General features: G+C 70.4%; 17 protein-coding genes and 2 pseudogenes. 5 read left to right on the top strand and 14 right to left on the bottom strand.

The features are described 5' to 3' along the window. The first annotated feature begins 77 nt into the window (after nucleotides 1-77). From OG866_RS00325 to OG866_RS00315, 3 genes are all read left to right on the top strand, one after another. Nucleotides 78-1316 (top strand): MFS transporter, encoded by a 1239-nt coding sequence (locus OG866_RS00325; protein ID WP_329331223.1) that lies wholly within the window; start codon nucleotides 78-80, stop codon nucleotides 1314-1316. Between the two features lie 78 nt (nucleotides 1317-1394). Then, nucleotides 1395-2417, top strand: coding sequence for a zinc-dependent alcohol dehydrogenase family protein (locus OG866_RS00320; protein WP_329331222.1), 1023 nt, complete (start codon nucleotides 1395-1397; stop codon nucleotides 2415-2417). Nucleotides 2418-2482: 65 nt separating this feature from the next. Next, nucleotides 2483-3643 carry an alpha/beta hydrolase gene (locus OG866_RS00315; RefSeq protein WP_329331221.1) on the top strand — a complete coding sequence of 387 codons (1161 nt, stop codon included), beginning with the start codon at nucleotides 2483-2485 and terminating at the stop codon, nucleotides 3641-3643. 312 nt (nucleotides 3644-3955) lie between these two features. Here OG866_RS00315 and OG866_RS00310 read toward each other — a convergent pair whose 3' ends face one another. The 8 genes and pseudogenes from OG866_RS00310 to OG866_RS00275 all read right to left on the bottom strand — a co-directional run bounded on the left by OG866_RS00310 (nucleotide 3956) and on the right by OG866_RS00275 (nucleotide 12973). Then, on the bottom strand, nucleotides 3956-4294 hold the full coding sequence (locus OG866_RS00310) for a hypothetical protein (RefSeq protein ID WP_329344590.1): 339 nt from the start codon (nucleotides 4292-4294) through the stop codon (nucleotides 3956-3958). Nucleotides 4295-4937: 643 nt separating this feature from the next. Then, a pseudogene (locus OG866_RS00305) lies at nucleotides 4938-5051 on the bottom strand (substrate-binding domain-containing protein); the annotation flags it as partial. 115 nt (nucleotides 5052-5166) lie between these two features. After that, nucleotides 5167-5782 (bottom strand): annotated as a pseudogene (locus OG866_RS00300) (DUF2637 domain-containing protein); the annotation flags it as partial. Between the two features lie 196 nt (nucleotides 5783-5978). After that, nucleotides 5979-8579 carry a hypothetical protein gene (locus OG866_RS00295; RefSeq protein WP_329331220.1) on the bottom strand — a complete coding sequence of 867 codons (2601 nt, stop codon included), beginning with the start codon at nucleotides 8577-8579 and terminating at the stop codon, nucleotides 5979-5981. Continuing rightward, nucleotides 8576-9175 carry a hypothetical protein gene (locus tag OG866_RS00290; protein WP_329331219.1) on the bottom strand — a complete coding sequence of 200 codons (600 nt, stop codon included), beginning with the start codon at nucleotides 9173-9175 and terminating at the stop codon, nucleotides 8576-8578. Before OG866_RS00290 ends, OG866_RS00295 begins: the two co-directional genes overlap by 4 nt. Before the next feature lie 92 nt (nucleotides 9176-9267). After that, nucleotides 9268-9531: a hypothetical protein gene (locus OG866_RS00285; RefSeq protein ID WP_329331218.1), complete on the bottom strand. Its 264-nt coding sequence runs from the start codon at nucleotides 9529-9531 to the stop codon at nucleotides 9268-9270. A 338-nt stretch (nucleotides 9532-9869) separates the two neighbouring features. Next, complete coding sequence (locus OG866_RS00280; RefSeq protein ID WP_329331217.1) at nucleotides 9870-12509, bottom strand: ATP/GTP-binding protein; 2640 nt, start codon at nucleotides 12507-12509, stop codon at nucleotides 9870-9872. Continuing rightward, a complete protein-coding gene (locus OG866_RS00275; RefSeq protein WP_329331216.1) occupies nucleotides 12482-12973 on the bottom strand; it encodes a hypothetical protein in 492 nt (163 codons plus the stop codon). The genes OG866_RS00280 and OG866_RS00275 overlap by 28 nt, the downstream gene beginning before the upstream one ends. 391 nt (nucleotides 12974-13364) lie before the next feature. Here OG866_RS00275 and OG866_RS00270 point away from each other — a divergent pair, with 391 nt between their 5' ends. Then, the gene (locus OG866_RS00270; protein ID WP_329331215.1) at nucleotides 13365-13871 is read left to right on the top strand and encodes an NUDIX hydrolase; all 507 of its coding nucleotides are present in this window, start codon (nucleotides 13365-13367) and stop codon (nucleotides 13869-13871) included. Nucleotides 13872-13922: 51 nt separating this feature from the next. On the opposite strand, the gene OG866_RS00265 is transcribed toward OG866_RS00270, so the two are convergent. The 6 genes from OG866_RS00265 to OG866_RS00235 all read right to left on the bottom strand — a co-directional run bounded on the left by OG866_RS00265 (nucleotide 13923) and on the right by OG866_RS00235 (nucleotide 22914). Then, nucleotides 13923-15074 carry a C40 family peptidase gene (locus OG866_RS00265; protein ID WP_329331214.1) on the bottom strand — a complete coding sequence of 384 codons (1152 nt, stop codon included), beginning with the start codon at nucleotides 15072-15074 and terminating at the stop codon, nucleotides 13923-13925. After that, entirely contained in the window at nucleotides 15071-17992 is a 2922-nt protein-coding gene (locus OG866_RS00260; protein WP_329331213.1) for a hypothetical protein, read from the bottom strand. Before OG866_RS00260 ends, OG866_RS00265 begins: the two co-directional genes overlap by 4 nt. Continuing rightward, a complete protein-coding gene (locus tag OG866_RS00255) occupies nucleotides 17993-18391 on the bottom strand; it encodes a hypothetical protein (RefSeq protein WP_329331212.1) in 399 nt (132 codons plus the stop codon). Next, entirely contained in the window at nucleotides 18388-21090 is a 2703-nt protein-coding gene (locus OG866_RS00250; RefSeq protein WP_329331211.1) for an ATP-binding protein, read from the bottom strand. Before OG866_RS00250 ends, OG866_RS00255 begins: the two co-directional genes overlap by 4 nt. Nucleotides 21091-21682: 592 nt before the next feature. Further along, nucleotides 21683-22015: a hypothetical protein gene (locus tag OG866_RS00240; protein ID WP_443063630.1), complete on the bottom strand. Its 333-nt coding sequence runs from the start codon at nucleotides 22013-22015 to the stop codon at nucleotides 21683-21685. Nucleotides 22016-22020: 5 nt separating this feature from the next. Further along, nucleotides 22021-22914, bottom strand: coding sequence for a conjugal transfer protein (locus tag OG866_RS00235; RefSeq protein WP_329331208.1), 894 nt, complete (start codon nucleotides 22912-22914; stop codon nucleotides 22021-22023). 1117 nt (nucleotides 22915-24031) lie between these two features. On the opposite strand from OG866_RS00235, the gene OG866_RS00230 reads away from it, so the two are divergent. Next, nucleotides 24032-25441: a hypothetical protein gene (locus OG866_RS00230; protein WP_329331207.1), complete on the top strand. Its 1410-nt coding sequence runs from the start codon at nucleotides 24032-24034 to the stop codon at nucleotides 25439-25441. The last annotated feature ends 155 nt before the right edge of the window (nucleotides 25442-25596 follow it).

The following is a 25596-nucleotide window of genomic DNA, read 5'->3' as shown; positions in this document are numbered from 1 at the left end:
CGACCTTCTTCCCGCGCGATGGAGCCGGTTTCGTGGGTCTCGCAGCTCGACCGTGTCCCCCTTGGAGAAGAGAGTCAATGAGCACGCGAGGAGAAACTCTCCACGCACCCGCGGACCTGGGTGCCGGAGCGAGCGAGCGGTCGCCCGCCCGGCTTCCGCTCGTCATCTACGTGTTGGCGCTCGGCACCTTCCTGATGGGCACGACCGAGTTCGTGGTGGCTGGTCTGCTGCCGGAGATCTCGGGCGACGTGCAGGTGAGCGTGGCTCGGGCCGGCCTGCTGATCACTGGGTTCGCGGTCGGAATGATCGTCGGCGCTCCGCTCATGGCGATGCTGACACTGCGGCTGCCCGCGCGACTGACGCTCGTGCTCGCCCTGGGCGTCTTCGCGGCCGGACACGTCATCGTCGCCCTCGGTTCCGGCTTCGCACTGCTGCTCGCCGCACGGTTCCTGACCGCGCTGGCGACAGGAGCGTTCTGGGCCGTGGCCAACGTGGTCGCCACGCGCATCGCCGGTCCCGCCGCGAGCTCCCGCGCCCTGGGCGTGGTGGGCTCCGGTGCCATGCTCGCCAATGTCGTCGGTGTGCCGCTCGGCGCATTCGCCGGGCAGCTCACGGGCTGGCGGGGGCCGTTCTGGGCGCTCGCGGTCCTGGGAGCCGCCGCCATGGCGCTGATCGCCCGCTACGTCCCGCACGACGGCGCGGGTGAACGAGCAGTGTCGATCCGATCCGAACTGTCGGCGCTGCGCTCCGGCCGCCTGTGGCTGGCGCTGGCCGCCTGCGCGACCACCAACGGTGGCGTGCTCGGAACCTACAGTTACATTGCGCCGCTGCTCACCGACCATGCCGGCCTCGCCTCCGCGCTCGTGCCGCTGGTGCTCGTCGGCTTCGGCGCCGGTGCCCTGGTGGGCTTCCTCGTCGGGGGCCGGCTCGGAGATGTCCGCCCGTATGCGACGACCATCACGGCGGCGGCGTCCACCACGGTCATCCTGCTGGCGATCTGCCTGCTGTCGGGCTACGCCGCCCCCACGATCGTGTTGGTCGCCCTGCTGGGAATGTTCGGGCTCGGTGCCAACCCGGTACTGATCTCCCTGGCCGTCCGATTCGCGGGCCGGGCACCCACCCTGGGGTCCGCGCTCACCGTGTCGGCGTTCAATCTCGGCACCGCGGCCGGCTCCTGGATCGCCGGCCTCGCTCTCGGCTCGGCCCTCGGAGCCACGGGCCCCGCCGTGGTCGGTACCGCAGTCGCGGCGCTGACCCTGATCCCGACGATCGTGATCGCGCTTGTCCACCGCCGCCGTCCGGCGCCTGGTCTCTAGACAAGCAACAGCCGGCAAGCAACAGCCGGCAGGCAACAGTCAACAAGCACAGTCAACGAGAAACAAGGAGATCCACACATGCGTGGCGTAGTGATGCACAAGGCCGGTGACGTCCGGGTCGAGGAGCGTGAAGACCCGAAGATCGTCGAGCCGACCGACGCGATCGTGAAGCTGACCGCGACCTGCATCTGCGGTTCCGACCTGTGGCCCTACCGCGGCATCGAGCCCGCCGATCACACGCTCATGGGCCATGAGTACGTGGGCGTGGTCGAGGAGGTCGGCTCCGAGGTGAGGAACGTCAAGGTTGGCGACTTCGTCGTCGGATCGTTCGTCATCTCCGACAACACCTGCGAGATCTGCCAGGCCGGCTTCCAGTCGAAGTGCGTGCACGCAGAGTTCGTCCACGCGGGGATCGGCACCCAGGCCGAGAAGGCTCGTATCCCGCACGCCGACGGCACGCTCGTCGCCACCCCGGGACAGCCCGACCCCGAGCTGATCCCCGCCCTGCTCGCTGCCTCCGACGTGCTCGGCACCGGCTGGTTCGCCGCCGTGGCCGCCGAGGCTGGGCCCGGCAAGACGGTCGCGGTCGTCGGCGACGGCGCGGTCGGCCTCATGGCCGTCCTCGCCGCGAAGCAGCTCGGCGCGGAACGCATCATCGCCATGTCCCGCCACCCCGAGCGGCAGAAGCTGGCCCGCTACTACGGCGCCACCGACATCGTCGAGGAGCGCGGGGACGAGGGCATCGCGAAGATCAAGGAACTCACGAACGGTCTCGGCGCCCACTCGGTCGTTGAGGCGGTCGGTACCCAGGAATCGTTCATGCAGGCCGTCGGCGCCACCCGCGGCGGCGGGCACCTGGGCTACGTGGGCGTGAACTACGACGTGAGCATTCCCGGGATCGAGCTGTTCTTCGCCGGCATCCACGCGCTGGGCGGTCCCGCTCCGGTACGTCGGTTCCTGCCGGACCTGATCCAGCTCATCTGGGACCGCAAGATCGACCCCGGCAAGGTCTTCGACCTCACCCTGCCCTTGGACCAGGCCCCCGAAGGCTACAAGGCCATGGACGAGCGCCGCGCCACCAAGGTGCTCCTCACCCTCTGAGACACCTCACCCGCCTTCCTGACCTGCGCTACCCCCACACATCGGAACGAGGAGATCAAAAAAAGATGAACGAGAAGCAGGAGACTGAGAAGCGCGACGGCAGCAGCGGTGCCGGGCTCGGCCGTCGTGCCCTGCTCAAGGCGACCGGAGTGGGAGCAGCCGCGGTCGGGGTGACGTCCTTGACGGGTGCTGCGGCGTCGGCGACCCCGCAGTACAGCGCGCCGAAGCCCTCGTCGAGGGCTACGGAACCGGGCGACCTGTCGCACGGCGCGGACAACTTCTACACCAGCGACCGCGTCACCGTCCGCAAGATCCGGTTCAAGAACCAGTACAAGATGACGGTCGTCGGAAACCTCTTCACGCCCAAGAACCTGAACCGGCACACGACTCATCCCGCGATCGTCGTGGGGCACCCCATGGGTGCGGTGAAGGAGCAGAGCGCGAACCTGTACGCCACGAAGATGGCCGAGCAGGGGTTCGTGACCGTGTCGCTGGACCTGCCGTTCTGGGGTGAGAGCGAGGGCAGCCCGCGGCAGGCGGTGCTCCCCGATGTCTACTCCGAGGCGTACAGCGCCGCCGTCGACTTCCTGGGGACCCAGCGGATCGTCGACCGGGAGCGGATCGGCGTGCTCGGGATCTGCGGCAGCGGCAGCTTCGTCGTCAGCGCGGCCAAGCTCGACCAGCGTATGAAGGCGGTCGCGACCGTGAGCATGTACGACATGGGAGCCGTCAACCGCAATGGTCTGCGGCACGGTCAGTCGCTCCAGCAGCGCAAGGAAGTTCTCGCGCAGGCCTACGAGCAGCGCTACGTCGAGTTCACCGGCGGTGAGACCGTGTACACGACGGGGACGCCGCACGAGATCACTCCCCAGTCCAGCGACATCGAGCGTGAGTTCTACGACTTCTACCGTACGAAGAGGGGCGAGTACACGCCGCGCAGTTCGTCGCCCGAGCTGACGACGCACCGTCCGCTGACCGGTGAGGTCAAGTTCATGAACTTCTACCCGTTCAACGACATCGAGACGATCTCGCCGCGGCCGATGCTGTTCATCACGGGCGACCAGGCGCACTCCCGGGAGTTCAGCGAGGACGCCTACGCGCGTGCGGCCGAACCGAAGGAGCTGCACTGGGTTCCCGGTGCCGGTCACGTCGACCTCTACGACCGCGTCGGCCTGATCCCGTTCGACAAGCTGACGCGCTTCTTCACCGAGCACCTCGCCGCCTGACGGGAGATCGGCCAAGGCGCGTGAGCGGAGGCGGTCGCGCTCGGTCCTGGTCGAAGAGCATTACTCGTCCATCGGAGGCTGCAAGCGTCGGAGCTGGTGGGCAGCACCATGCTTCGTGCAGTTGCGGTGGCAGATAGCTCGCCGGTCCGGTGGAAGCCGGCGTGTTTTGCTCGACCGAAGCCGCAGTTCAGGCGTGATCAACCTGTGACCGGGGGTCTCCGGTTTTGCTGGAGTGGCGAAACGAGGGGTGGTGGTGTTGTCGGGTTGTGGTGTTGGTGACCGGGTGTGGGGTGGTGTGTGTGCCGGGGTTGTTCAGGGCTGCTGGGGGTGGTGGTTGTGGTGGGTGAGGGTGTGTTGGCGTCGTTGGAATTCGTGGGTGTGTTGGGTGATGTAGGTGGGGGTGATGGGGCGGTTGTACTGGCCGGTGATGTGGTGGGTGGCGCATTGGTGGGCGATGTCGGCGGCGGACGGGGCTTCGTTGGGGGTGTGGTGTGTGGTCCAGAGGTTGTAGATGCGCCAGTTGAGGAGGTGGCGGCGGAGGTTTGAGGGGCTGAGGGGTTTGCCGCCTTGGCCCAGGAATCCTTTCTGGGCGAGGTGGGTGGAGAGTTGTTCGGGGGTGGGTTCGGTGCCGTGTTGGCTCTGGTAGTTCATCCATTCGAGGTAGTAGCGGTCGGTCAGGGTCAGCCGGGTGCTGCTGGAGGTCTGGAGTGAGGCGTTGTCGCCGTCGGGGTGCGGGGGGTGGTGCTCGTGTGGGGCGGTGGCGGGCGGGTGTTCGGTCGGCTGGTGGGGTGGGGGGTTTGGCGGTCTGGGGTCGTCTCGGGTGTCGGTCCGCTGTGTTCGGGGTGTGGCTGGAGGGTCTGGCTCGCGGGGCGGGGTAAGGGGGCCACGGGTGGAGCCGGTGACCGGCTGTTTTCTCGGTGCAAGGGCCGTGGACCGATGGACCTCGGGTGCGGGTCCGGTGCCGTCTTCGAGTTGCACAGGTGTGGGGGCGGAGGTGTCCGCAGGGTCCGGCTCCCGGTACTCATGGTGGATGAGCGGGGTGCCGCCTGGGCCGGGTCCGGTCTGCGGGCGGGTGGCCGGGCTGGACACGTATCTCGCGTGTGGATCATCCGGTGGTGGAACGTGACGTGCGGGATCGGTCCTGCCGGCCGCACCTGCACGGCGTGTATGGCTGTCGGTCGCGGAGGGGTGGCTGCCCTGTCGGTACCACCAGGTCCAGTGCGTGGGGGTGGATGCCGACCGGCTGGCAGTGGTGAACGCCTGATAGACGGCCCGCAGCCGCTGCGCATGGCCGTCAGGTGTGGGCGACGGTGGTGGGGTCGATGTGGGCGAGGCGGGCCAGGCGGGTGTCGTCGAAGCCGACCACGGAGACTTCGTCGGGGACGGTGACACCGGCTCGCAGGAGGACGTCGAGGACGCCCGTGGCACAGCGGTCGTTGAAGGCGAGGACGGCGCTCGGCGGGGTGTTGGTTGTGGGTCGGGTGGCGGGGTGGTGTGACTAGGTGTGACCGGTGGGGGTGGGGTGGTGTGGGGGAGGGGGATGCCGTAGCGGGTGAGGCGCAGGGGGATGAGGGCTTGGGCGGGGGCCTTGCGTCGCCAGGCACGTCCGTAGCGGCTCCGCAATCGGGCCTGGTGGAGGAGGCGTTGTTGTTCGAGGGTGAGGGCTTGGGTGTAGGAGCGTTGTTCCCAGAGTTTCATGCGCCGCCACAGCAGGAATGTGGGTGCGGGGGCGAGGAGCCAGCGTGCGGGGCGGACACCGTCCATGTGGGTGCCGGCGGTGATATGGGCGAGGCGGCCGGTGGCGTGGCGGGCGGCTTCGATGGTGGTGATGAACAGCAGGGGGGTGACGGCGTGCATGCCGGTTGCGAGAGGGTCGGGCCAGGCGGTGGCGGCGTTGAACGCGATGGTGGCTCCTGTGAGGAGCCAGGCGGTGTGGCGCAGCAGGGGCAGGGGGATGCGGTGGTGGGTGAGGAGGAGGTCGAGGGCAAGCAGGACACAGATGCCCGCGTCGATGCCGATGGGGAACAGGTAGGCGAAGCTGCCGAAGCCTTTCCTGGCAGCGAGGTCGCGGACGGCGGTGTAGGAGCCGGTGAAACCGATCCCGGCGATCAGAACGGCGCCGATAGCGATCGCGGCGATGAGGAGCCGCTGTGTCCTGGTCGCCGCCGGCGCCGCTGTACCGGTTGACGCGGTCCCGGGTGCGGGTGTGGCGGGTTGAGGGGTGCTTCGGGCCTGCGGGGGTGGCGCGGGAGGTCTCGGCCGGCTGTGGGTGGTGGCGTGGCTGGTGGGTTGTTGGTGGTGTGTGGTTCGGGGTGTGGTGGTCATGGGTGGTGGCCTAGGTGTGGCGGGCAGGGCCGTGCAGTGTGTTGATGAGGCGTTCGGTGTCTTCTTCCAGGGGGCGGTTGAGGCTGCGGTTGATGTGTTGGATGCGGGTGATGGCGGTGTGGACGCCGTGCCGGTTTCCGGCTGCTTCCTCGACCAAGATCCAGTCGCGGTAGAGGATTTCAGCACTGTCGTCGACGTCGATGCCGTGGGAGACGGCTTGGCGGGCTTTGTCGAGGTCGTGCTGCGGGCCGGGGTTCAGGCGGCGGGTGGCGATGGTGTGGGCGACGTCGGTGATGGCGGTGGTCATTTCCTGCTGGAGTGGTTCGGCCCAGGGCAGGGCTTTGCCGTCGAAGGGCGTACCGCGGACCAGAGCGAGGGCTTCTTCGAGCCGTTCGACATGAACGAGCTGGTCGGGGCCGTCGAATGCCAGGTGTTGGGTGAGGTGTTGGAAGTAGGTCCAGTCGCAGGTGATGGCGGGGTGGAGGTGGTAGGGGTCGTCGCCGGTTTTTCGGCGGGGGACGTAGGGGTGGCCGGTGGGGTCTTTGCCGAGCGCGGAACGCAGGCCGTGGAGGCGGGCGTTGAGGGTGGTGGTGGACCAGGGGTGGGCGGGGTCCATGTCGGTGCGCAGGGTGTCGGCGGTGCGGCCGGGCTTGAAATAGAGCAACGCAGCGAGTTGGGCGATGCGCGGGCCGTGTCCGCCGGTGTCGACGCCGTCGACCTCGACCGGTCCCAGCACCCGGATCTGCGGCGCATTCCGGTTAGTTCCCTCCACCGCAGTTGCTGCGCGTCGAGCGCTCGTGTCTCCGGGCTGTTGGGGGTTGATGGCCTGTGCGGGGGGTTGAGCGGTGGGAGTCGTCTCGGCTGGGTTGGAGCCCTGGCTGCGGTCAGAAGCCGGGGCGGCGTCAGGCATGGGTCCGGGGCCGGCCGGGCGGAGCGAAGTGAGCAGTGCGGGGAAGATGCCGTCCTCACCGCCGGGACTGTCGTCAACGGGGGTCGTTGGCACGGCCGGAGGACCGCTGACCGAAGACATGCCGGGTGTGGGCAGGTCCGTGCCGGAGGTCTGTTCGCCTTGGGCAGGAGCGGGGGCGCCCCGTACGTCGTCCTGCCCGGTGTCGCGTCCGGCGTTGTGCCATCCGGGTGGATGTGTCGCTGCCGCGTCCCGGAGCGCCGTGGCGATCTCTTGGTGGGCGGCCGGGGTGAGGCGCTGCAGTGTGACGTGCGCGTCCAGATGCTCGAGGTACTGCGCCTGGTGGGCCGAGGCGTCCAGGACGGGCGCGTCTTCAAGACAGAGTGCGGTGGTGTGGGCGGGGGCTATCAGGGTGAGGGGGCGGGGGCGGAGAGTGGTGGTGAGGTCGGCGAACTGCCGGGCGGTGTCGGTATCCAGCGGGCTGGCACACAGCACCAGCAGCGGCTGTTGGCGCGTGTCAGGTAACTGGTGTGTTTCCAGGAGTCGTTCACTGGCCTCGTGCAGGGCGTGCGATGCGTCAGGTGCGTGTGTGATCCGTACGGCAGGCAGGAGGGGTGCGAGGCCGTCACCGCAGCCGGCGGTGATGAGGTCGAGGTGGTCGCTCCAGGGGCTGGTGGCGAGTTCGACGGCCAGAGCGGTACACACCTCGCCGATGTGTTCGGGCGTGCCGTCGAGGAGCAGGGCGCGCAGCGAGGCGAGGTTAAGGAGCAGCAGTTCGCCGTCATCGGTGGTGCCGAGGGCGACCAGCGAGGGGTAGGGGGCGGGTACCTGGGCGGCGGTTTCGGCGTTCAGGAGGTCGGCGCCTTCCGGCAGTTCCCAGTGGCCGTCGTCGCTGGCCGTGAACGGCGCGGGCGGCTCGGTGTGGAGGTCCTCTGGCAGGAGCTCCACGGTGGTGGTGGTGGCGATGACGGCGCCGCGTAGAGCAGGCAGGCCTGCCGACTGCGGGAGCTGGGCATGGTGGTGGACCATGGTGCGCAGTGCCCTATCCAGGAGCATGAGGTCCTGTGGTCCGTCCGCCGCAGTCAATGAGTCCGCGCTCGGCGCTGTGTCTGTGTCGCGACCGGCTTGGGTACGTCGTCGGGCTGTGCGCAGGGCGAGGGCGGCGGTGACGGCGGCTACGAGGAGCGCGGTGGTGCCGAGCAGGCTGTACAGGCTCACGGTGTGGCCGGCGCCGGACGGGGGTGAGGAGTGCGCGCCTGCGGGGGAGGAGGCGCTGGACGGCGCGGCCGATGCCGTTGCTGAGGCGGCGCCGTCGCTGGGCGTGACAGGTGCGGACGTTTCGGCGGTGGCTGTGCCGGGCTCCTCGCCACTGCCTCGGCCGGGTGTGCTGGAGGCGTGCGGCCCGCCAGCGCCGTCGTCGGGGGGTGCAGCGTCCTGGTCGGTGATGACGTAGTCCAACGCCAGCGGGGTGGAGAAGAAGTCCAGGACACGCTCGGGCGCGAGGCGGGCGCCGGGGCGCAGCGCCAGGGAGGGTGTCGGCGACGGGGCGTCAGATCCAGCGCGACTGTGGGCGGTGGTTGCTGTAGTCGTGAGGTCTCGGCTTGTGCCGATGGCGTCGGCCGACACGAGTATGAGGACCAACACGAGGGCCAGGCGGTGGGCCGTCAGGTGTGCTCGCAGTGAGTGCATGACGGCGCGCCTCATCCGGTGATGGTGATGGTGGCGGTGTCGAACAGGGGTATCTGGAAGCCGACGCGGTCGGTTGTGGCGGGTGGGGCGGGGAACTGCATGAACACCTCCACCTTCTGGCGGGCTTTGAGGCGGGTCAGGCCGATGGTGGTCAGGGGGTTGCCGTCGGTGTCGCGCAGCACGTAGTAGCGCTTGTGGTGGGTGAAGTCGATGAGGGTGGCGCCGGCCAGGGAGGGGCTGGTCTGGACGATTTTGTCCTCGGTGCCGCGTAGTTGGGCGGGCACGGTGACGGGGACGTCTGCGTCGTTGCGCAGGATGCCGCGCAGGGTGAGGTAGCCGCTGTGGTCGCGTTCGGCCGCGGTGAGCGCGAGGGTCAGGCTGGCGGGCCCGTCGAGTTCGGCCAGCAGGGCTTTCGCCTGGCCGGTCTGCGCGTGGGGTGTGCTGCTGTCGGCGGGGGCGTCGGTTGCGGTGAGGGTGGGGGTGGATGCGGTGTGGTCGGCTTGAGGGGTGGGTGGGGGGCTGGCGCAGTGGGTGGTGGTGAGGGTGAGGCCTGCTGTGATCGTGACGGCTAACAGGCGCCGGGTGAACCTGGTGGTGCCCAGGCTGGTCATGGGAACGCTCTTCCTTTCGGCAGTAGGAGGGCGCTTGGTGAGGGTTCTGGGTGGCGGGCGCGGCGGTTGCCGGCCGTGCGCCGGTGTTGTGGTCAGGGACGGGGGAGGGGTGTGGGCCAGACCGTGATGACGTCGCCGTCGAGGGTGACGTGGCGGTGCGGGAAGCGGTCACGGACCAGGCGCAGGTCGTCGGGGGTGAAGTCGGTGTGGCCTTGGATGACGCAGGCCCGGCCGATGTGGGTGACGGCTTGGGTGGACGGGGGCCACCTGTCCGGGCCCGCGGCGTCACCGGTGCTCTCACGATCACCCGTATCTGATGCTTCGTGACTGCGAACTGAAGGTGTGGGACGGTGCATGGGTTCCTCCCTCAAGTGCAGCTAGTGGCGGGCGGGGTATGCGGCTGTGCATTGAGTGACAGGAGCGAATCTATTGTTTACTGAAGCAAAGTGCAAGTGGTTTCGGGGTAGTTGCAGAGCTGCGACATTCGATGGTCGCCGCGACCTCTCGACGTAGCGCCGCTCCCGGCCGGGTCACCGCGCCTTCGCGGTGGTCCGTGGGCTGCGATGCCCTGCAGCACCACAGGGCCGGCAGGGGTTTCACTGACGCGGGGGACGGAGGATTGCTATCGGGTGTGGGGCGGCGATCTGACAGGGAGCGGTGCCCGAGGGGACGGGGCGCCGGGCAGGGGTGGTGGTCATTGGTATCCCCCGTTCTCCGTGCTGGGGCGTGTGGGGGGTGTGATGGCGGCATGCTGGGTGACGAAGGCGGTGACGCGGGCTTGCTGGGCGGCGGCGGTGGCGGTGAGTTCGGTCAGGGGGCGGGCGCGGGCGGTGGTGTGGGCGGCGGCTTCGAGGGCTCGGGTGTGGTGGGGGCGGGCTTGGTCGGCGAAGACGTCGTTGAGGTGGGGTCCCGTCAGGCGCAGGGGGCCGATGCGTCGTCCGTGGACGGTCACGGTGGTGTAGTGCTCGAACCGGTCGAGTGCGGCGACTTCGTGAGGGGTGGGGGTGTCGCCCCATTCGGCGGTGATGGGGGCGATGGCGGCGGTGGAGCCGGCCGTGGAGGCGAGCGTGGAGGCGTTCTGGGTCAGTGACATCCGTACCGGTGCGGGGAGTCGTCCCAGGAGTTGGGTCATGCCGTGGACGCTGACGCGGTATTTGCGGAAGTCCTCGAACATGGCGGCGATGGTTTCCGGTGCGGCTCCGGTGAGGGTGATCAGTTCGTCAAAGTACAGCCGAAACGGCCGTCGCTGCTGTTCGGGGGTGTCGCGGCGGGAGCGGACGGCGCGCAGCAGGTCGCGGGCGATGAGTGCGGTCACAAGGCGGTCGGTGGGTCCGGTGCCGGCCGGGCAGATCCACACGATGAGCTGGTTGTCCATGGCGGCGCGGCTGTTGTAGACGCCGGACGGTTGGCCGAGGAAGGCGCGGGTGACGGGGTGAGCGGCGAGCCGGGCCAGCGGGTTGAGGACGACGGCGAAGGCGTCCGCGGGCAGGTGCGGGAAGACGGTCTGCCACCACGACCGGGTGTCGGCATCGAGCCGGCCTGAGGTGGCGGCCAGCGCTGCGGCGCGGAAGTCGGGGTCGGTGAGCAGGGGCCGGATCTGGAAGAGGGTGGCCTGATCCTCTAGCTGGCCGGCCTGGCAGGCGGTCTGGTTGACGGCCGTGAGCACGGTGAGGGCGGCGGTGAGGATGGTCAGGGCGCGGGGCGCGGTGGCGTCGTCCCAGCCCAACACGGAGGCGAAGGCGTCCGTGACCGCTTCCACGACCTCGTGCGGGGCGTGGCCGTGCTGGAGGGCCAGGGGATTCCACGAACTGAGCAGCGGATCCGGTCCGACCGCGTTGAGGTCGATCAGGGCGATGCGCGCCATGAGGTGGGGGTGGGCGAGGAAGGGGGCGGCGCGGGGCCAGGAGTCGCGGTGCGGGTCGAGGAACATCAAAGCGCCACCGGCGTGGGCGTAGGCGATGGCCTGGGCGAGGGCGCGTTCGGTCTTGCCGCCGCCGGCTTTGCCGACCGCGCACTCGAACAGGGTCTCCGCGGTGTGGGTCGCGACGAGGCGGCGGCGGCCGTCGGGATGGTGGTAGATGCCCTGGAGCAGCAGGTCGGGATCTCCGAAGCGGAAGGTGGGCAGGTCCGTAGGGAGCAGCGGCAGACGGCAGTGCACGGTGGGGGGTTTCAGCAAGCCCGTGATCTCTTCCAGCCGTACCCAGTTCGCCCGGGGCGGCCGGCACAGGCCGAGGTTCCAGCGCTGTTCGAAGCCACGGCGGGTGGGCCAGTGATCGGCGCCCAGGCGCCAGGGGCCCAGCCGCAGCCCGCGCATCGCCCAGCGGGAGCGGCCGCCGAACACGTCGAGGGCGGCCTGGAGTTGGGCGAGGCGGGCCTCGGCGCGCCCCTGGGTGTTGGAGGCGCACATCACCAAGAGTTGCACCCGCACGAGGTGGTCGTCGGCGGCGAGTTTTCCCAGTGCCTCCTCCCGTTCCACCCGCCGCGGCACCGGCGGCATCACCAGCCGCCTGCCCGGGCCGATGTCGCGGCCGGTGACGAGCTGGCGGAGCTGGGCAGCGAGGGAGTCCTCGAGGCCGGCGGTGTCGTGGCGCAGCCACCGGGCCGCGCGCTGTGCCTCGCGGCGCTCGGCGCGGCGGGCGGCACTCATCAACTGCCCGCGGCGGGCGCGCAGCGCCCACTTCGGGGCGCGCTGGAGGTCGAGCCGGAGTTCGGCGAGGTCGCCCAGTTCGGCCCGCAGGTCCGAGACCGCGTCGATGAGCGGTTGCAGTGGGTCCGGGGCCAGCGGCACCTCCCGCAGTGGCGCGGTGGGTGTGCCGCGCAGGACGAATTCCGCGCGCACCGTGTGCGTGCGCGGGCCGTCGTGGATGGGGCGGGCCCGCTGGACGGTGACGGCTGGTCCGAACGGGGTGATGGACAGCAGCCGTTGTCCGCCGGCCGGGCCCTCGATCCGGTAACGCAGCGGCGTACTGCCGTCAGCGCGCAACCGGATCTGCACCGCCTTCGCCCGCCGCGGTACCCACCACGGCATGGCCGTGGACGCACGGGCGAGCTGGACACCGCGTCGGAAGATCTCCTCCAGACCAGGGTCGAAATACCGTCTGGGGACGAGCTCCAGAGCCATCCGCTCCGCGGAGGCGCGTGCGGCAAGACGCCGGATGAGCCACTCGGCCGCGCCCCAGATGCCGGCCACGGTCAGCACCAGCACCCACCAGTGTCCGAACAGCCAACCCGCGACCTCGACCGTTCCGCTCAGCAGGTCATCTTCTGGGCCGGCCGCCGCCGTTGAGGCAAGGCTGTGTGTGGCGGTCAGGTGCGGGGCTGTTGCGGGGCCCATACGGGTGCTCCCTTCGTGTGGGTGCGGGTGAAGTACCAGTCGCTGAGGCGCAGGTCGGTGTAGGTGCCACCGCGGTCGGCACCGGCCCACACCAGATGCACCACCACCTTGTCCGGGCGGCCGGCGCGGCGGGCGATCGCGGCCTGGATGCGAAAGCGTGCGGCAGCGAACCCCGGCGCGATCCCTCGGTGGGGGTCGGGAAAGACTGTGGGCCACCGGATGCGGCCGATACCGGTGGCATCCGCCCTCAGCAGGTCGCGTCCCGCGGCGAGCAGCTCCCGCTCCTGGCCGGCGGGAAGATCGGCGGGCCAGGCCTTTTCGAGCGCGGCCTGGATGACGCGGTCGCCTGCCGCGCCCTCGCCGTGCGGTGCCAGCCCCGCCGTAGAGCGGGCTGGAGGCGACGCTGTGGGCGTGGTGCCGGTGCTCGCGGCGGCAGACGGGCCGCCGGCAGCTGAAACCGTCACCTCCGGCGGGCTGGTGGCCGCAAAGGATGGGCCGGTAGCCGCAGCGGACAGGCCTGTCCTGGCCCCGGATGCGTCGGCGGGTGCGGGTGGCGTGGACGCTGTCGTGGACGGTTGCTGGGCATGTGCCATGGCCAGCAGGGCGATACCGGCGCTCACCAGAAGGAACACGAGGACCACAAGCAGCCGAGGTGAGCGCTGAGGTGAGGTCTGCGATCCGACGTGTCGCCCATGGCTCCGATAACCCGGGGCGTTCCGCAGCGTTCTGGCCGGGCTGTGGGCCGGATCGATGAGCGCACCCGCCCTCTGCTTGCGGGCATGGCACGAGCTGGTGTTGCCGGGCGCAGGGCCCGCTGCGGAAGGCTGGTCGGTTTCCTCTGCCATCGTGTGCCCCATGGGTGAGCTGGTTGAGCGGGTGGACGAGCACGACGAGGTGCTGGCCGTGGTCGAGCGGGCAGAGGCGATTCGTCGCGGGTGGCTGCACCGGGTAGCGACGATCGTGTGCCGTGATGGGGAGGGACGGTTCCTGGTGCACCGGCGTCCCGAAGGTGTGGCGCTGTTTCCGGGACAGATCAACTGGATGCTCGGGGGCGCAGTGACCGTGGCCGAGTCGTATGAGGAGGCTGCTGCGCGCGAGTTGGTGGAAGAAGTAGGTGTGCATGCCTGCCCTCGTTTCCTGTTCAAGTTTTTGTGCCGGGGTGTGATCAGTCCGTACTGGCTCGCTGTGCACGAGGCCGTCGTCACCCGTCCCGTCCAGCCGGACCCTTCGGAAGTGGCCTGGTACGGCTGGCTGGCCGAGCGCGAACTTTCCGTGCTGGCCCGGCATAGGGAGTTCGTTGAGGATGCGCGGGAGGCCTTCGACCGCTATCAGGCCCTGCCCGGACGGGCGGTAGCGGAGTGAACTGCGGTGCGCGGTGCCGCATCGTTACGGGACTGCGTGCGGAGATGGTGGTCATAGCAGGCGGGCTCCTCCCGCGTAGCCGGACATGGCATTGACAGCGTCGAGGCGGACGACGGTGCCGGGACGGGCGGCGTTGATCATCTGCCCGCTGCCGAGGTAGAGGCCGACGTGATAGATCGTCGAATCGCGGCCGGGGGCGTAGGCGTAGAAGACGAGGTCACCCGGCTTGAGCGCGCCGGTACCGAGACTGGCGGGGATGCGCCGGCCCACCCCGGCCTGTGCCGCCGCGGTCCGCGGCAGGCGGATGCCCGCCCGGGCGAACGCGTACAGGGTCAGGCCCGAGCAGTCGAAGCCCTTGATGTGCGTACCGCTTTTGCCGCTGGGTGAGCAGCAGATCCCGTAGGAGGCACCCGTGGTGCTGCCGCCGCCCCACGAGTAGGGCACGCCCCGCTGGGCGAGCGCCGCTTCGATGACGGTACGGACCGTGCCCGAAACCCCGTTCAGACCCGGGCTGTTGGCGGCCCCCGTGTACTGGTCGATCCATCCGAGGACGTTCGCCACGTACGCGGTGGAGTGGTTGTACTGGTAGATCGCCGCTTTGAGTTGGGAGCGCTGGGTCAGGTCCCGTCCGTCGCCGCACAGGTAGAGGGCGGCGCCGAGCGCGGCGTCGTCGGCGTTGTGCGGATCAGCCACCTGGTCGCCGCTCGCGTCCTCGCCGATGTTCTGCCAGGTGGAGGGCAGGAACTGGAAGGGGCCAACAGCACGCTCACCGCTCGCTGTGCCGTCCCAGCGGCCGTGGTCGGTGTCCGGGACAGGGGTCGTGTTGCCGCCGGCCCCGGACCCGTTGAGGAGGACGCCATAGATGCGGGGGCGGATGTCGCCGCTCGCGGTGATGGTGTGGCCGGTGGCGTGGTTGGATTCGACCTTGGCGATTCCGGCGAGGATCGGCCACCGCATGCCCCGGCATGTCGGCACATGCCGGCCGGTCAGTTGCACGGCCCTCTTGTAGGCGGTGAGCATCCGGGCCGGGATGTCCGCCGCGCTGCCGCCCTCGGCGATCCCGTCCTCGGCTCCGGCACCGGCCTGCAGTGCGAGGTAGGCGCTGATCGCGCCCGAGACGGGCGCAGTGCAGCAGAGGGCCACGGACAGCAACAGCACCACCAGGCAGGCCCACCGCCCCAGGCGGCGCCGGCGGGGCCTCACTCGGGCTCACCGCCTTCCCCCTCGCGGCGGGCGCGTTCTTCGTTGCGCCGCATGATCCGCTGGATCATCTGTCGTGCCTGCTCCCGCGAAGCCGGCCCGGTGGCATCCGGCTGCATGGAGGGCCCGGAGGCACGACCAGGACGCGCCCGGTGCGGTGCAGACGGCTCTGCGGGCGGGCCGGACTGTGGCGCGGGGGCGTTCGACGAACCGCCGGCAGGCGGCCAGCCCGAGTGCCCGCGCCCGGCAGCAGACCGAGTGGACGACAGGACCGGCCCTGGTGCTCGCCCGCCTGCAGGAGGCCGACTCGCTGCCCGTGGCGCGCGGAGACCTTCCGCGCGGCGTCGGGCCTGTTCCCGGGTGAGCGGGACAGACGGATCCGGCACGTTGGCGTCGGCATCGTCTGCCGCAGATGGTGGCGAGGCCGTTGCCGCGGCAGCGGGGCGAGTGACGGTAGGGGTGCTGGGGGTGGTGGGCAGGCGGCGGGCGCCGGTGAAGGGGCCGGTGCCGCCGCGGTCGTCGAGGTGTTCGCGCGTGACCTGGGCGGTGTGCCGGCCCATGTCGCCCCAGGCGCGTCGGTCCTCGCGGCCGGTGTTTCCCCACACCAGCACCTGCTGGCGGGCGTCTTGGGAGTAGCGTGAACCGCCCTGCCGGGCCCGGCGGGCATTGGCCGGCAGGCCGACGGTGGCCCCGTACAGCATCCGGCCGCCGCGGTGCAGAATGCGGTAACCGCGGTAGCGCACGAGCCGGTTGTGGGCGCGGGTGGACAGCAGGGTGCGGTCACGGTTCTGGTCGTGCAGCACCTCGCCGGTGCGCGGGTCGATGATCTGTCCGTCGTCGTTGCGGTAGCGGTCCGGTGGCCCGCCCGGCCGCCGCGGCCCCCCACCACCGCCCCAGCCTGCGCCTCCACCGGACGGGCCGCCGGGGTGCGTATCTCCGTCGGCGGTGGGCTTTTGCCACTGGGCGAGCTTGTCCCGGTCGGGGCGGCGCCCGATCAGCAGCCAGTGCGCGCCCCTCGCCCCGAGCCGTGCGCCACTCAGGCCGAGGCGGGCGCCGAGTCCGCCTACGGCGGCGGCCGCGGTGACCGGTGCGAGCCCGCGTCCGGCTTCGGCGGTGGCGTCGGCGAGGATGCGGCCGGTGTCGATGGGCATGCCCGCCCCGTCGAACACCGACGACAGGGCGCCCATCAGCCGCTGGCGGGTGCCGAGCATCGCGAACCGGCCCCCGCCGCCGGCGAAGGCACGCAAGCCGCCGCCGAAACCGCCAAGTGCGGCAGGGGAATTCATGGCGAGGGCGGCGCCGAGTTCGGAGGTGTCACCGGGCAGGTGGGTGCCGCCGATCTTCGCGTAGCGCATCCGCATCGCCATGCGCCGCCCGAAGGAACTGATGCCGGTCACCAGGCGGCGGTGCCCGGCCGCCCCGGCGATCGCCAGGACATCGATGAGCAGGATCCGCTCGACCATCAGATCGGGGCCGTCGGTGACGGTGGCGTCCACGGCGATACCGAAGAACGGCACGAACGCGCAGATGCCGACCATGGCCAAGATGGCGATGCCCCAGATCGACAGCCACTTCCACACCGACTGCCGGGGCGGGCCGGGCAGCATGGCCGCGATGAACGTCATCGCCCCGCCTGCCGCTGCCGCGGCGCCGATGCCCTGGGTGCCCAGGAGCACGATGGCGCTGGAGAGCAGCATGCCGCAGATGAAGAACGCGGCGATGAGTAGCAGGAACGCGCCGCCCACCCGCCACCAGGTGGGCTTCTCGGCGTAGGCGGCACACGCCTTGCCCACGTCCCCGGCGTTCTTCAGATCCTCGAGGAAGGCGGCGAACTGCCGTCCCTCGTCACTGAAGGCGGCACTGTCGACATCCGCCAGCGACTGGCCCGGCGCGAGCCCAAAATCGTCCGCGCCTTCCGGGATGTCAGCCGCGGCGTCACTCGAGTTGCCTTCCTGCTCGCAGTACTGCTTCGCCGGCCCCTTGATCTTGCTGCAGGTGTCCTTGCGTTCCTCGCTGACCTCTCCGCTGCCCGCGTTGTAGCCCCCCGTGATCCATTTGAGGTGGACGGCGTAGGCCTTGCGGTCGGATGGCTTGGCCGGGTCGAGGATGCGCCCGTACTCCAGTAGCATGTACGGCTTGACGATCAGCGCGTTGGTGATCGAGTCCTGCAGCGGGCGGGCCACCTCCGTGGCCGCGACCGGCGCCTCGGCCTCTTCTTGAAGGCACTTGGCCTCTTGCACGCCGGCCATCCGGTCGCAGGGGCTCAAGGAGGCGAGTTTGCCGCCCCAGTCGTAGGAGTTGACGCTCTGTTTGGCGACCTCGGCGGCCACCTGCTGACTCTGCCCGAGCGGACCGTTGGGTGTGAGCAGGTAGTCGGGGCGGACGAACGCGGACGCGGCGAGCGCGGCGATCGTCAGGGTGAGGAAGATTTCGCCCAGGCCGCGCCCGATGCGCCCCCGCACGATCATGAAGGCGGCGAAGATGAACGCCCACGCCAGCAGCAGCCCCTTCAGACCCATCGTGTCGACGACGACCGTGTTGTAGGCGTCGGCGACCCGCTGCGCCGGCTTGATGAGGATCGTCAGCAGGGGGAAGCGGAAGGCGAGCTCGATCGCCCACCCGGCCAGCCCGACCAGCAGCCGGATCACGGTGAACAGCCCGGACAGGGCGAACGCCAGGGACTGCGACTGGAAACTGAAGATCGAGCCGCCCTGGGCGCCCAGTTCGTAGCCGTCGATCGGTATGCCCTCGCTGGAGGTGATGTTCAGCGGGGACAGCAAATCCCCCGTGTCGCCGTCGCCGCTGGCCGCATACACGACCTGGGTGTTGACGACGACGAACACGAGGGCCAGGACCACGACCGTGACGGCCGGCCGGAGCCGGTGGTAGGAGAGGCGGCAGGGCTGAGGGAGGCGGGACATTCAGCACCCACCTCGCGTATGAGCCCTGCTGCGGCGCCAGACGATCAGCGCGGCCAGGCCTGATGCGATGGGGATCAGCCGCCACACTGCCCGCGCCACGTCCTGCCCGCTGGGTGCGAGCGGTCCGGGCGAGACGGGGTCGTGCTCGCAGTAGGTGCGGGCCGGGCCTGCGATCAGGTCACACCCCTCGCGTCGCGGTGCGGGGGCGGCGGAGGCGGAGGTGTGGGACGTGGCGTCGGCCTGGGACCACCAGGGCTCGGGCCGTCCCGCCGTGATGAGCAGGGCGACCAGAGCGGCCAGCATGGCAATGACGCCGATGACGCCGGCCGCGGCGGCCAGGCGCCGGGCGCGGGAGGGGAACGGCGACCGGGACGCAGGCAGTAAGGGACGGATACTCATCCCGTGTTCTCCTTGGGCAGAGCCACCGCGGCCGCGGTGCTGGTCTCGGCGGCGCCAGGTGGGGGAGATGGGGGCGGAGGGTTTGTTCGAGGGCCTGGCGTGGTGGTGATGGAGGAGGCGATCCGCGCGATGCGGGGGATGATCGCCTTGACGCGGCCGGTGTTCTGCCGCGGGCAGGCCAGCAGGAACTCGCCTTCCCGGCCCCGCTGGCCGACCGGGGACAGGCCGGTGGTCACCAGCCGCAGCAGTTCTGGATCGCCTGGGTCGAGGCCGACGAACTCCAGTCCGCGGCGGGCCCGTTCCCGGTCCGTGGTCCGCGCGAGCGCCCGGTAGGCCATCAGGCCGCGGTCGGGGCCGAGTTCTTCGGCGTCGTGGGAACCGGCGATCAGTCCGGCGCCGTGTTTGCGTCCGTCGTGGAGGATCTCGTGCACCAGGGCGGTGCCTTCGGCCGACGAGGTCAGCCAGTACAGCTCGTCCAGCACGACGGCGGTGAAGCGGCCGGGGTCCTCGAAGGCGCTCTGCCGGGCGAGCGCGGCAATCAGATACAGGACCGCCCGGCCGATCAACGCTTCCAGGGGCTGCTGGTGGAGTATCTCGGGGTTGGCGAAGGCGGCCTTGGGAGGAAGTTTCAGCCCGGCCGTCGTGATCACGATCATGTCGCAGGCACTGGACGCGTCCAGCCGCACCGGGGGCAGAGCGGGGTCGAAGACCATCGCCGCCAGGGAGTTGCCGGCGACCACGTGCAGGAGTCCGGCAAGGGTTGCGGCCGCGTCCTGGCGCCGGCCCGGCTGCTGGCCGGCCATGTCCTGCAGAACCTCCACCACGCGCCGCATCGACGGTGCGTCACTGGTGGCGGCCTGCTCGACGGCGTGGTGGAGGACTTCGCCGTGCGTGCTCATCGGTCCGACGCCGAGCTGCAGGGTCAGGTAGGACAGGGCGTAGTGGCGTCCCTCCGGCCCGGCAAACATCCGCAACGGGTCGATGGACACCTCGGCCCGGGCGGCGTCGACGATCTGCACCCGGCCGCCGGCCGCGGTGCGGGCGAACGTGGCCCACTCACGTACCGGGGTGCGGTCGATACAGATCGCGCAGCCGCCGCGCGCCCACACCGCCTCCGCGATCAGCTTCTGCAGGACGCTCTTGCCGGCGCCGAGATCCCCGACGATGCCCATCGACGCGGACGCGTCCTGCTTCGGCGCATCCGCCACGTTGATCATGACGGGGCGGGTGGTACCGCAGTCCAGATCGATCCCCAGGAACATGCCGTTCGGATCACCCACCTCCGCGGAGGTGAAGGCCCCGGAAAGCGCCCAGTCCTCGGATACCTGGTGCTGGGTGAACTCCCGTGCCACGCCCGGCCGCACCGTGCCGGGCAGGCCCACAGTGAACAGGGCTTCCTGCAGGCCCGCCGGGCGCACGGCCCGGTAGTCGGCGCCGGCCAGCAGCGCGGCCAGCGCCCGGGCGCGGGCATCGCAGACGGCGGCGTTCGGCCCCCACACGGTCAGCACGGTCACCGACTGCACCTCCACCTCCACCCCGGTGCGCGACAGCCGGGCATCCAGCTCGCCCAGGTCACGGGCGGCCTCGGCTAGTGAGGCGGGCATGCCGGTGGGGCGGGCGTCGTACTGGTCGGCCTGGTCGATGAGTTCGTTCTTCTTGCGCTGCACCTGCGTGCGCGCCTTCTCCGCGCTCACCAGGGTGAGATCGATGGTGTAGTCGACGGGAAAGTCCAGGCTCTCCAGCTGCGCGAACAGATCAGCCGTGCCCTGGCTGACGGCGGGCGGGCACTCGGCCAGCACCAGCTGGGCCTGGTAGCCGGTGCCGGTGTCGGATTCCACCTGAAGCCAGCGCCGCGCAAGCGGCGAGCCGGCCGTGCGCCGCCACCACGCCGCCCGCCCCGACCGGCTGACCTGCGTCGGTCGGCGGAACTCGCCGGCGTCGTCGAGGCCGGTGTCGATGCCGCCCTCCTGCAGGCGCACCTGTCCGAGGTCGGCGTAGCTGGGGGAGCGCAGTACCCCGTGGTGCAGGTGCCCGCCGTACAGGCCGCTGCCCTCGGACTCCGCGAGCAGCGGCTCGGGCAGGCCGCGGTGCAGGGCGTGCTGGATCATCCACACGATCTCCGCCGCACGGGCCGGGCGAAAAGCGATGCCGCCGGCGAGCGCCGCCTGCACCTTCGCGGCCTGCTCGCGATACGCGTTCACCTCCCGCCGGGACACCGGCGCCGCCCGCAGGCCGAGCATCGGCGCGAACTCCGCCCACACCGCACCCAATTGGGCCGACACCTGCAGTCCGGCGGAGTCGGTACGCAGCGGCACGGCCAGCCACAGCGTGCGCTGGTGCATCTCCTGCTCGTCCAGCAGCTCGAGCGCGGCCTCGACGTTCTCCACCCATGGATGCGGGCCCGCGCTGGACGTCTGCTCGGCGGGTTCGATGCCCTCGATCATCTTCAACGCGACCTCACCCGGATCGACCTGCGCGCACAGCCCGAACAGCCGTGGCGCCCCGGACAGCGAACGCACCAAGTGGGTTATTTTGGCGAGCTGTTCATCGCGGACCGCGGCGGGCACATAGGTGCCCTGCACCCTTTCCTCGACCTGCCCTTGCGCGTCGGGGCGGGGATGCAGGCGGTATATCGCCCATACGCTGCCCTGCACGGACCACAGAAGATGCCCGGCGATGTGCCGGATCGGAACCCTCACCGCGCACCCCCACACGGCACGCCAGCAACCAGTAGCTGCTGCATACCTGACTCTGGCTTCGCCGTCGGCCGGCCCACAGCTGCATGCCGAGGACGGCGCGCGGCGGGTCGGGGCGCGGCGGCGTGGCCCGGCCCGCGCAGGGCCTCGGGGGTGCGCCGTCGGGCGGTGCGGGACGGGGCCCGGTGTGAGGCGGGGCGTGGTGCGGGCGCGCCTTCGATGGTGAAGCCGCCGGTCAAAGGGCGGGGTGGGCGGTCGCGGGCGGCTCGCCCGCCGATCCGGCCGCCCTGCGGCTGGCAGCCCAGCAGCAGGAGACCGAGGGCTGCCTGCAGCGGGGCCCGGCCGCGGATGGTCTGGCGGCGCACCGCCCAGACGGCCAGAAGCCAAAGCATCACCGGGAGCGGTCCCAGCCACGACCACCAGCTGACTGTCTTGAACAGGAGGAATCCGCCGCCGACGGCGACCGCGAGCTGCGCTGGCGTGTAGGGGCCAAGCGGGATCTTCCAGTCGGCGACCTTTCCCAGCACCCAGGGGTGACGCCGGGCTGCGGTGTAGAAGCGGCCTACCCGAGGCGCGGCGACCGCGCCCGCCGCGCTCACAGCCCCCCTCGCTTGGACGGCGTGTGCTCTGATACGGACACGGGTGGCGGGGAGATGATGCCGGGGACAGCGGGTGCGCCCTGGGCGGGGTTGTTGACCTCGTCCTCGAACATGTTCGCCAGGTCTTCGCGCGAGTTGTACAACCCCAGCGCCACGATCATCAGGAGCAGGGCGCCGATCCCGGCGCGCACGCTGACCTTCTGCACCATCGTGATGAAGACGAGGCAGGTCAGGCCCGCCTGCAGGCCGAGGTCACCCCAGCGGTGGAACATGTTGATCCAGGCTTCGCCGACATCGTCGAGCTTGCCCGCGAGCGTCACCGTGTCCATCGTGTTCACGACCCACCACCTCCGCCTCGACGAGTGAGGGAGCCGAGTACGGCGATTTCCCAGCGGCCGGAGCGGGCAGTGAGGGTGAGCTCGTAGGCCAGCGGCCACCGTCCGGTGCGGTCGTGCGCCTCGGTAGTCGCCTGGACGTGCACCCGGGTGCCGTTGCCCGGAACCTGTTCGCCTCCCGCAGCTTCTTCGGCGGCCAAGATTTGCCGCACCGTGACGGCGGTGAACGGGGCGGGGGAGACCGCGGTGAGATGGATGCCGGGGGCGAGGTAGCGGTCGACTTCGCCGGCACCGGTGAGATAGGCGGCGAGGAACTCGGTCACAGCGCGGTTCAGTTCACCGTTGGGGACCGTGACCGTGTAGGGCGATTCGGCCGGTGCGGTCCGGTCGGGACCGGCGACGATGGCGGGGGCGCCGGTCACCGTGCACGAGGTGCCTGTGGTGTTGGTGGTCACCGGGACCGTGAAGTAGCGGAGCGTGCCGTCGGCGAATTGCGCAGCCACCGTCACCTGCCATGTGCCGCCGTCGGCGTGCGCACTGCGCACCGCAGTGACCGAGGCCGGTTCGGCCTGCGCATCGGGTAGGGGGTCGGGAAGGTCGACGTCGGGCGCCATCGACTGCGCAAGCCGTGCCTGCGCAGTTGTCGTGTCGTCCGCGCTGCTGCGCAGCCACGCGTTCATGAACACCTGCGCATACCCGGCCGGGTCGGCGGCCACCGCCGCGACAGGCTGCACAACGCTCGACCGGTCCTGCGGCGCGGCCTCCGTAGCTGTCGGGGTGGAGGTGATCGCGACTGCCAGTGCGACAGGTCCGGCAGCGATGACTGTCCACACGGCCGCCCGCGACAAGCGCACCCGGCGCCGCATCGCCTCCAGGCGGGCGCCTGCAGCCATGACGGCAGCACCCTCCCTGAGTGCGGCATGCCTTCGGTGAGGCATGGTCAACCTCCTGGGTCTGAACGGATGTTGCTGAGAGCACATCGCTCAGCCCTGACCAGACCATCGACCAGGTCAGGCCGACCACGGTCACGATGAGGACACAAACGGCGTGGTCAGGGCGTGGTCAGCCTGACCACGCCCTGACCATCCCCTGATCACGGGCCGTGGTGCCGTGGGTAAGCGGACACCGCTGCGTGTGTCTGCGCAGTGGAGTGTGCGCAGGCGGGGGAGGGGGCGGGCGCCAGTGTGCGCAGTCGCGGGTTCGGACGTGCGCAGGGGAGACGTGCGCAACAGGCTGCGCAGTCATGCGCATATAGCGGTATCGAGGCCCGCCCGGCGCTGCGCAACGAAGCAGCCTGACCACTGCGCACCCGCCACGGTTGCGCAGGTCTCGTTGCGCATCGAGTCTGCGCGATGCTGTGCAGTCAGCCTGCGCAACCGGCCCGGGGCGGGGCGTGGTCAGCCCATGGTCGGCCTGACCACCCCCTGACCACGGGCAGTTGCGAGGCGGGTGAGCGGACACCGCCATGTGTCCGTGCAGCGGAGCGTGCGCAGGCGCGGGAGGCGGCCGGCGTCGGTTTGCGGAGTCGGGGGTGCGCGCGTGCGCGACAGGAATATGCGCAACAGGCTGCGCGGTCGTGCGCAGCAGCCCTGGACGGAGGTCCCTGCTGGGGTTGCGCAACGAAGCGGTCTGGCTCTTGCGTACCCGTCACGGTTGCGCGGCCCTTGCTGCGCATCGGGTCTACGCGCGATGCGCAACAGGGGCTGCGCAGTCTGCTTGCGCATTCGGGCCCGGGATGCGGTGTGGTCAGGGCATGGTCGGCCTGACCATGCCCTGACCACGGCTGACCATCGCGGATATTGCTCGGATTGTGACCGTGGTCGGCCTGACCTGGTCGATGGTCTGGTCAGGGCTGCTGGCTGTGCTGGCGGGCATGGATACCGCCCGCGCGTGCGCACGGAAAAGCCCTGACCGCCTCCCCCTCCGCGAGATGCAGCACGCCCTCGCCGCGGCCGGATTCCCGACGCGTGGGGGAGCGCAGTGAGCCACCGGGCGGGACTCCGCCGGGGCGTGACGGCGGCGGATCGATTCACTCAGATCGCCAACAGCCTGCTGCGCCATCCTCGCCTGTCGTTCAGGGCGAAGGGAATCTTCGGCTACCTCAGCACCCACCGCGCAGGCTGGGAGATCACCCTTGCCGACCTGGTGCAGGTAGGTCCGGACGGGCGGGATGCCGCCCGGGCGGGCCTGAGCGAACTGCAGGACTGCGGCTACCTCGTACGCATCCAGCTGCGGCGCGAAGACGGCACCCTCGGTGAGATCGCCTACAGCCTCAGTGATGTTCCCGCTGCCGGTGACACCAGCCCTCCACACAGCGCTGCGGTGGCATCTGTCCCCGCCAGGGCGGCCGGCCTCGTCGCCGGGGCAGGAATCCGGCGAGGTGCGATGGCGGCCGATCAATTCACCCAGATCGCCAACCGTCTCTTCCGCGACCCCCGGCTGACGTGGAAGGCGAAGGGCCTGTTCGGGCTGATCAGTACGCACCGTGACGGCTGGCACATCACCGTCGCCGACCTGGCACGCAGAAGCCGCGACGGCGAGGCGGCCGTCAAGAGCGGCCTCAAAGAGCTGGAACAGCACGGCTTTCTGCTGCGGGAACGCACCCGCCACAGCGACGGAACCCTCGGCGGGGTCGTGTACGTCATCACCGACCAACCGGCCGAGCAACTGCGCAGGTCGCAGCCGGAGCCGGGTTTTCCACCAGTGGATGAGCCGACGTCGGCTGACCGGCCCACTAAGAACACCATCGTTAAGAAGACCAACAAGCAGAACACCAACCCCCTCCCTCCGTGCCCGCACACCGCCGAACCCGCAACTGGCGGGACACGGCCGCTGGACAGGAACCCGCCCGCACCGCCTGCCGACGACATGCATCCCGGCATCCACCTGCTGCTCGGCATCGCGACCAGCCGTCCCGAGTTCCTGCTGACCGGCAAGGCGCTGACCGACCAGGGCCGGGTGGTGACCGCGATGCTGGAGAGCGGCTGGAGTCCCGAACTGCTGCGCCACGTCATCACCAGCAGGCCGCTGCCGCACCCGGTACGCACCTCCGTCGCAGCCATCGTCGCGGCACGCCTGCGGGCCGCCCAGGCCTACCCATCGCCCCACACCGTGACCGGCCATTCCACGGCCCAGCACCCAGGGGAGAAGGCGACGTCGCCGACGGCTACGCGGGGCTGCACACCGTCTGCCGCCCGCACCGTCACCGAGGCCCTGACCTACCGGGCCCTGGCCGAGTGCACCGGCTGCGGACGCCCGGGCACCGCTGACGGCGAAGACCTCTGTCCCACCTGCCTGGGCTGGCCGCCCTGCGCCACCTGCCCCGGCCCCACCCCACGCCGCGCCCACCCGAACAGCGACGGCCGATGCACCACCTGCGCCTCCGCCACCACCCCTCAACTCGACGGAGCCAACTGGTGACGGCACCACCACGTGCCTGGCTCACGGCCAAGGCCGCGCAGCCCCTGCCCGCCACCCAGGTCAGCACGCAGCAACCGCTACGTACGGTCAGCCACCTCCGTGAACGGTCAACGCTTCGCCCGGACCGGCACCACACCGCTGAAGGGACAGCACCC

This window comes from Streptomyces sp. NBC_00663, from assembly GCF_036226885.1.
Classification (GTDB): Bacteria; Actinomycetota; Actinomycetes; order Streptomycetales; family Streptomycetaceae; genus Streptomyces.
This window is presented reverse-complemented; position numbering and strand designations above follow the sequence as displayed.

What these genes read in the sequence shown, in the direction of transcription:
- OG866_RS00310 (WP_329344590.1), bottom strand. Translation starts at nt 4,294, where the DNA reads ATGAACTACCAGAGCCAACACGGCACCGAACCCACCCCCGAACAACTC.
- OG866_RS00295 (WP_329331220.1), bottom strand. Translation starts at nt 8,579, where the DNA reads ATGAGGCGCGCCGTCATGCACTCACTGCGAGCACACCTGACGGCCCAC.
- OG866_RS00270 (WP_329331215.1), top strand. Translation starts at nt 13,365, where the DNA reads ATGGGTGAGCTGGTTGAGCGGGTGGACGAGCACGACGAGGTGCTGGCC.
- OG866_RS00235 (WP_329331208.1), bottom strand. Translation starts at nt 22,914, where the DNA reads ATGGCTGCAGGCGCCCGCCTGGAGGCGATGCGGCGCCGGGTGCGCTTG.
- OG866_RS00315 (WP_329331221.1), top strand. Translation starts at nt 2,483, where the DNA reads ATGAACGAGAAGCAGGAGACTGAGAAGCGCGACGGCAGCAGCGGTGCC.
- OG866_RS00255 (WP_329331212.1), bottom strand. Translation starts at nt 18,391, where the DNA reads ATGAGTATCCGTCCCTTACTGCCTGCGTCCCGGTCGCCGTTCCCCTCC.
- OG866_RS00280 (WP_329331217.1), bottom strand. Translation starts at nt 12,509, where the DNA reads ATGGGCCCCGCAACAGCCCCGCACCTGACCGCCACACACAGCCTTGCC.
- OG866_RS00285 (WP_329331218.1), bottom strand. Translation starts at nt 9,531, where the DNA reads ATGCACCGTCCCACACCTTCAGTTCGCAGTCACGAAGCATCAGATACG.
- OG866_RS00325 (WP_329331223.1), top strand. Translation starts at nt 78, where the DNA reads ATGAGCACGCGAGGAGAAACTCTCCACGCACCCGCGGACCTGGGTGCC.
- OG866_RS00320 (WP_329331222.1), top strand. Translation starts at nt 1,395, where the DNA reads ATGCGTGGCGTAGTGATGCACAAGGCCGGTGACGTCCGGGTCGAGGAG.
- OG866_RS00260 (WP_329331213.1), bottom strand. Translation starts at nt 17,992, where the DNA reads ATGTCCCGCCTCCCTCAGCCCTGCCGCCTCTCCTACCACCGGCTCCGG.
- OG866_RS00290 (WP_329331219.1), bottom strand. Translation starts at nt 9,175, where the DNA reads ATGACCAGCCTGGGCACCACCAGGTTCACCCGGCGCCTGTTAGCCGTC.
- OG866_RS00240 (WP_443063630.1), bottom strand. Translation starts at nt 22,015, where the DNA reads ATGGACACGGTGACGCTCGCGGGCAAGCTCGACGATGTCGGCGAAGCC.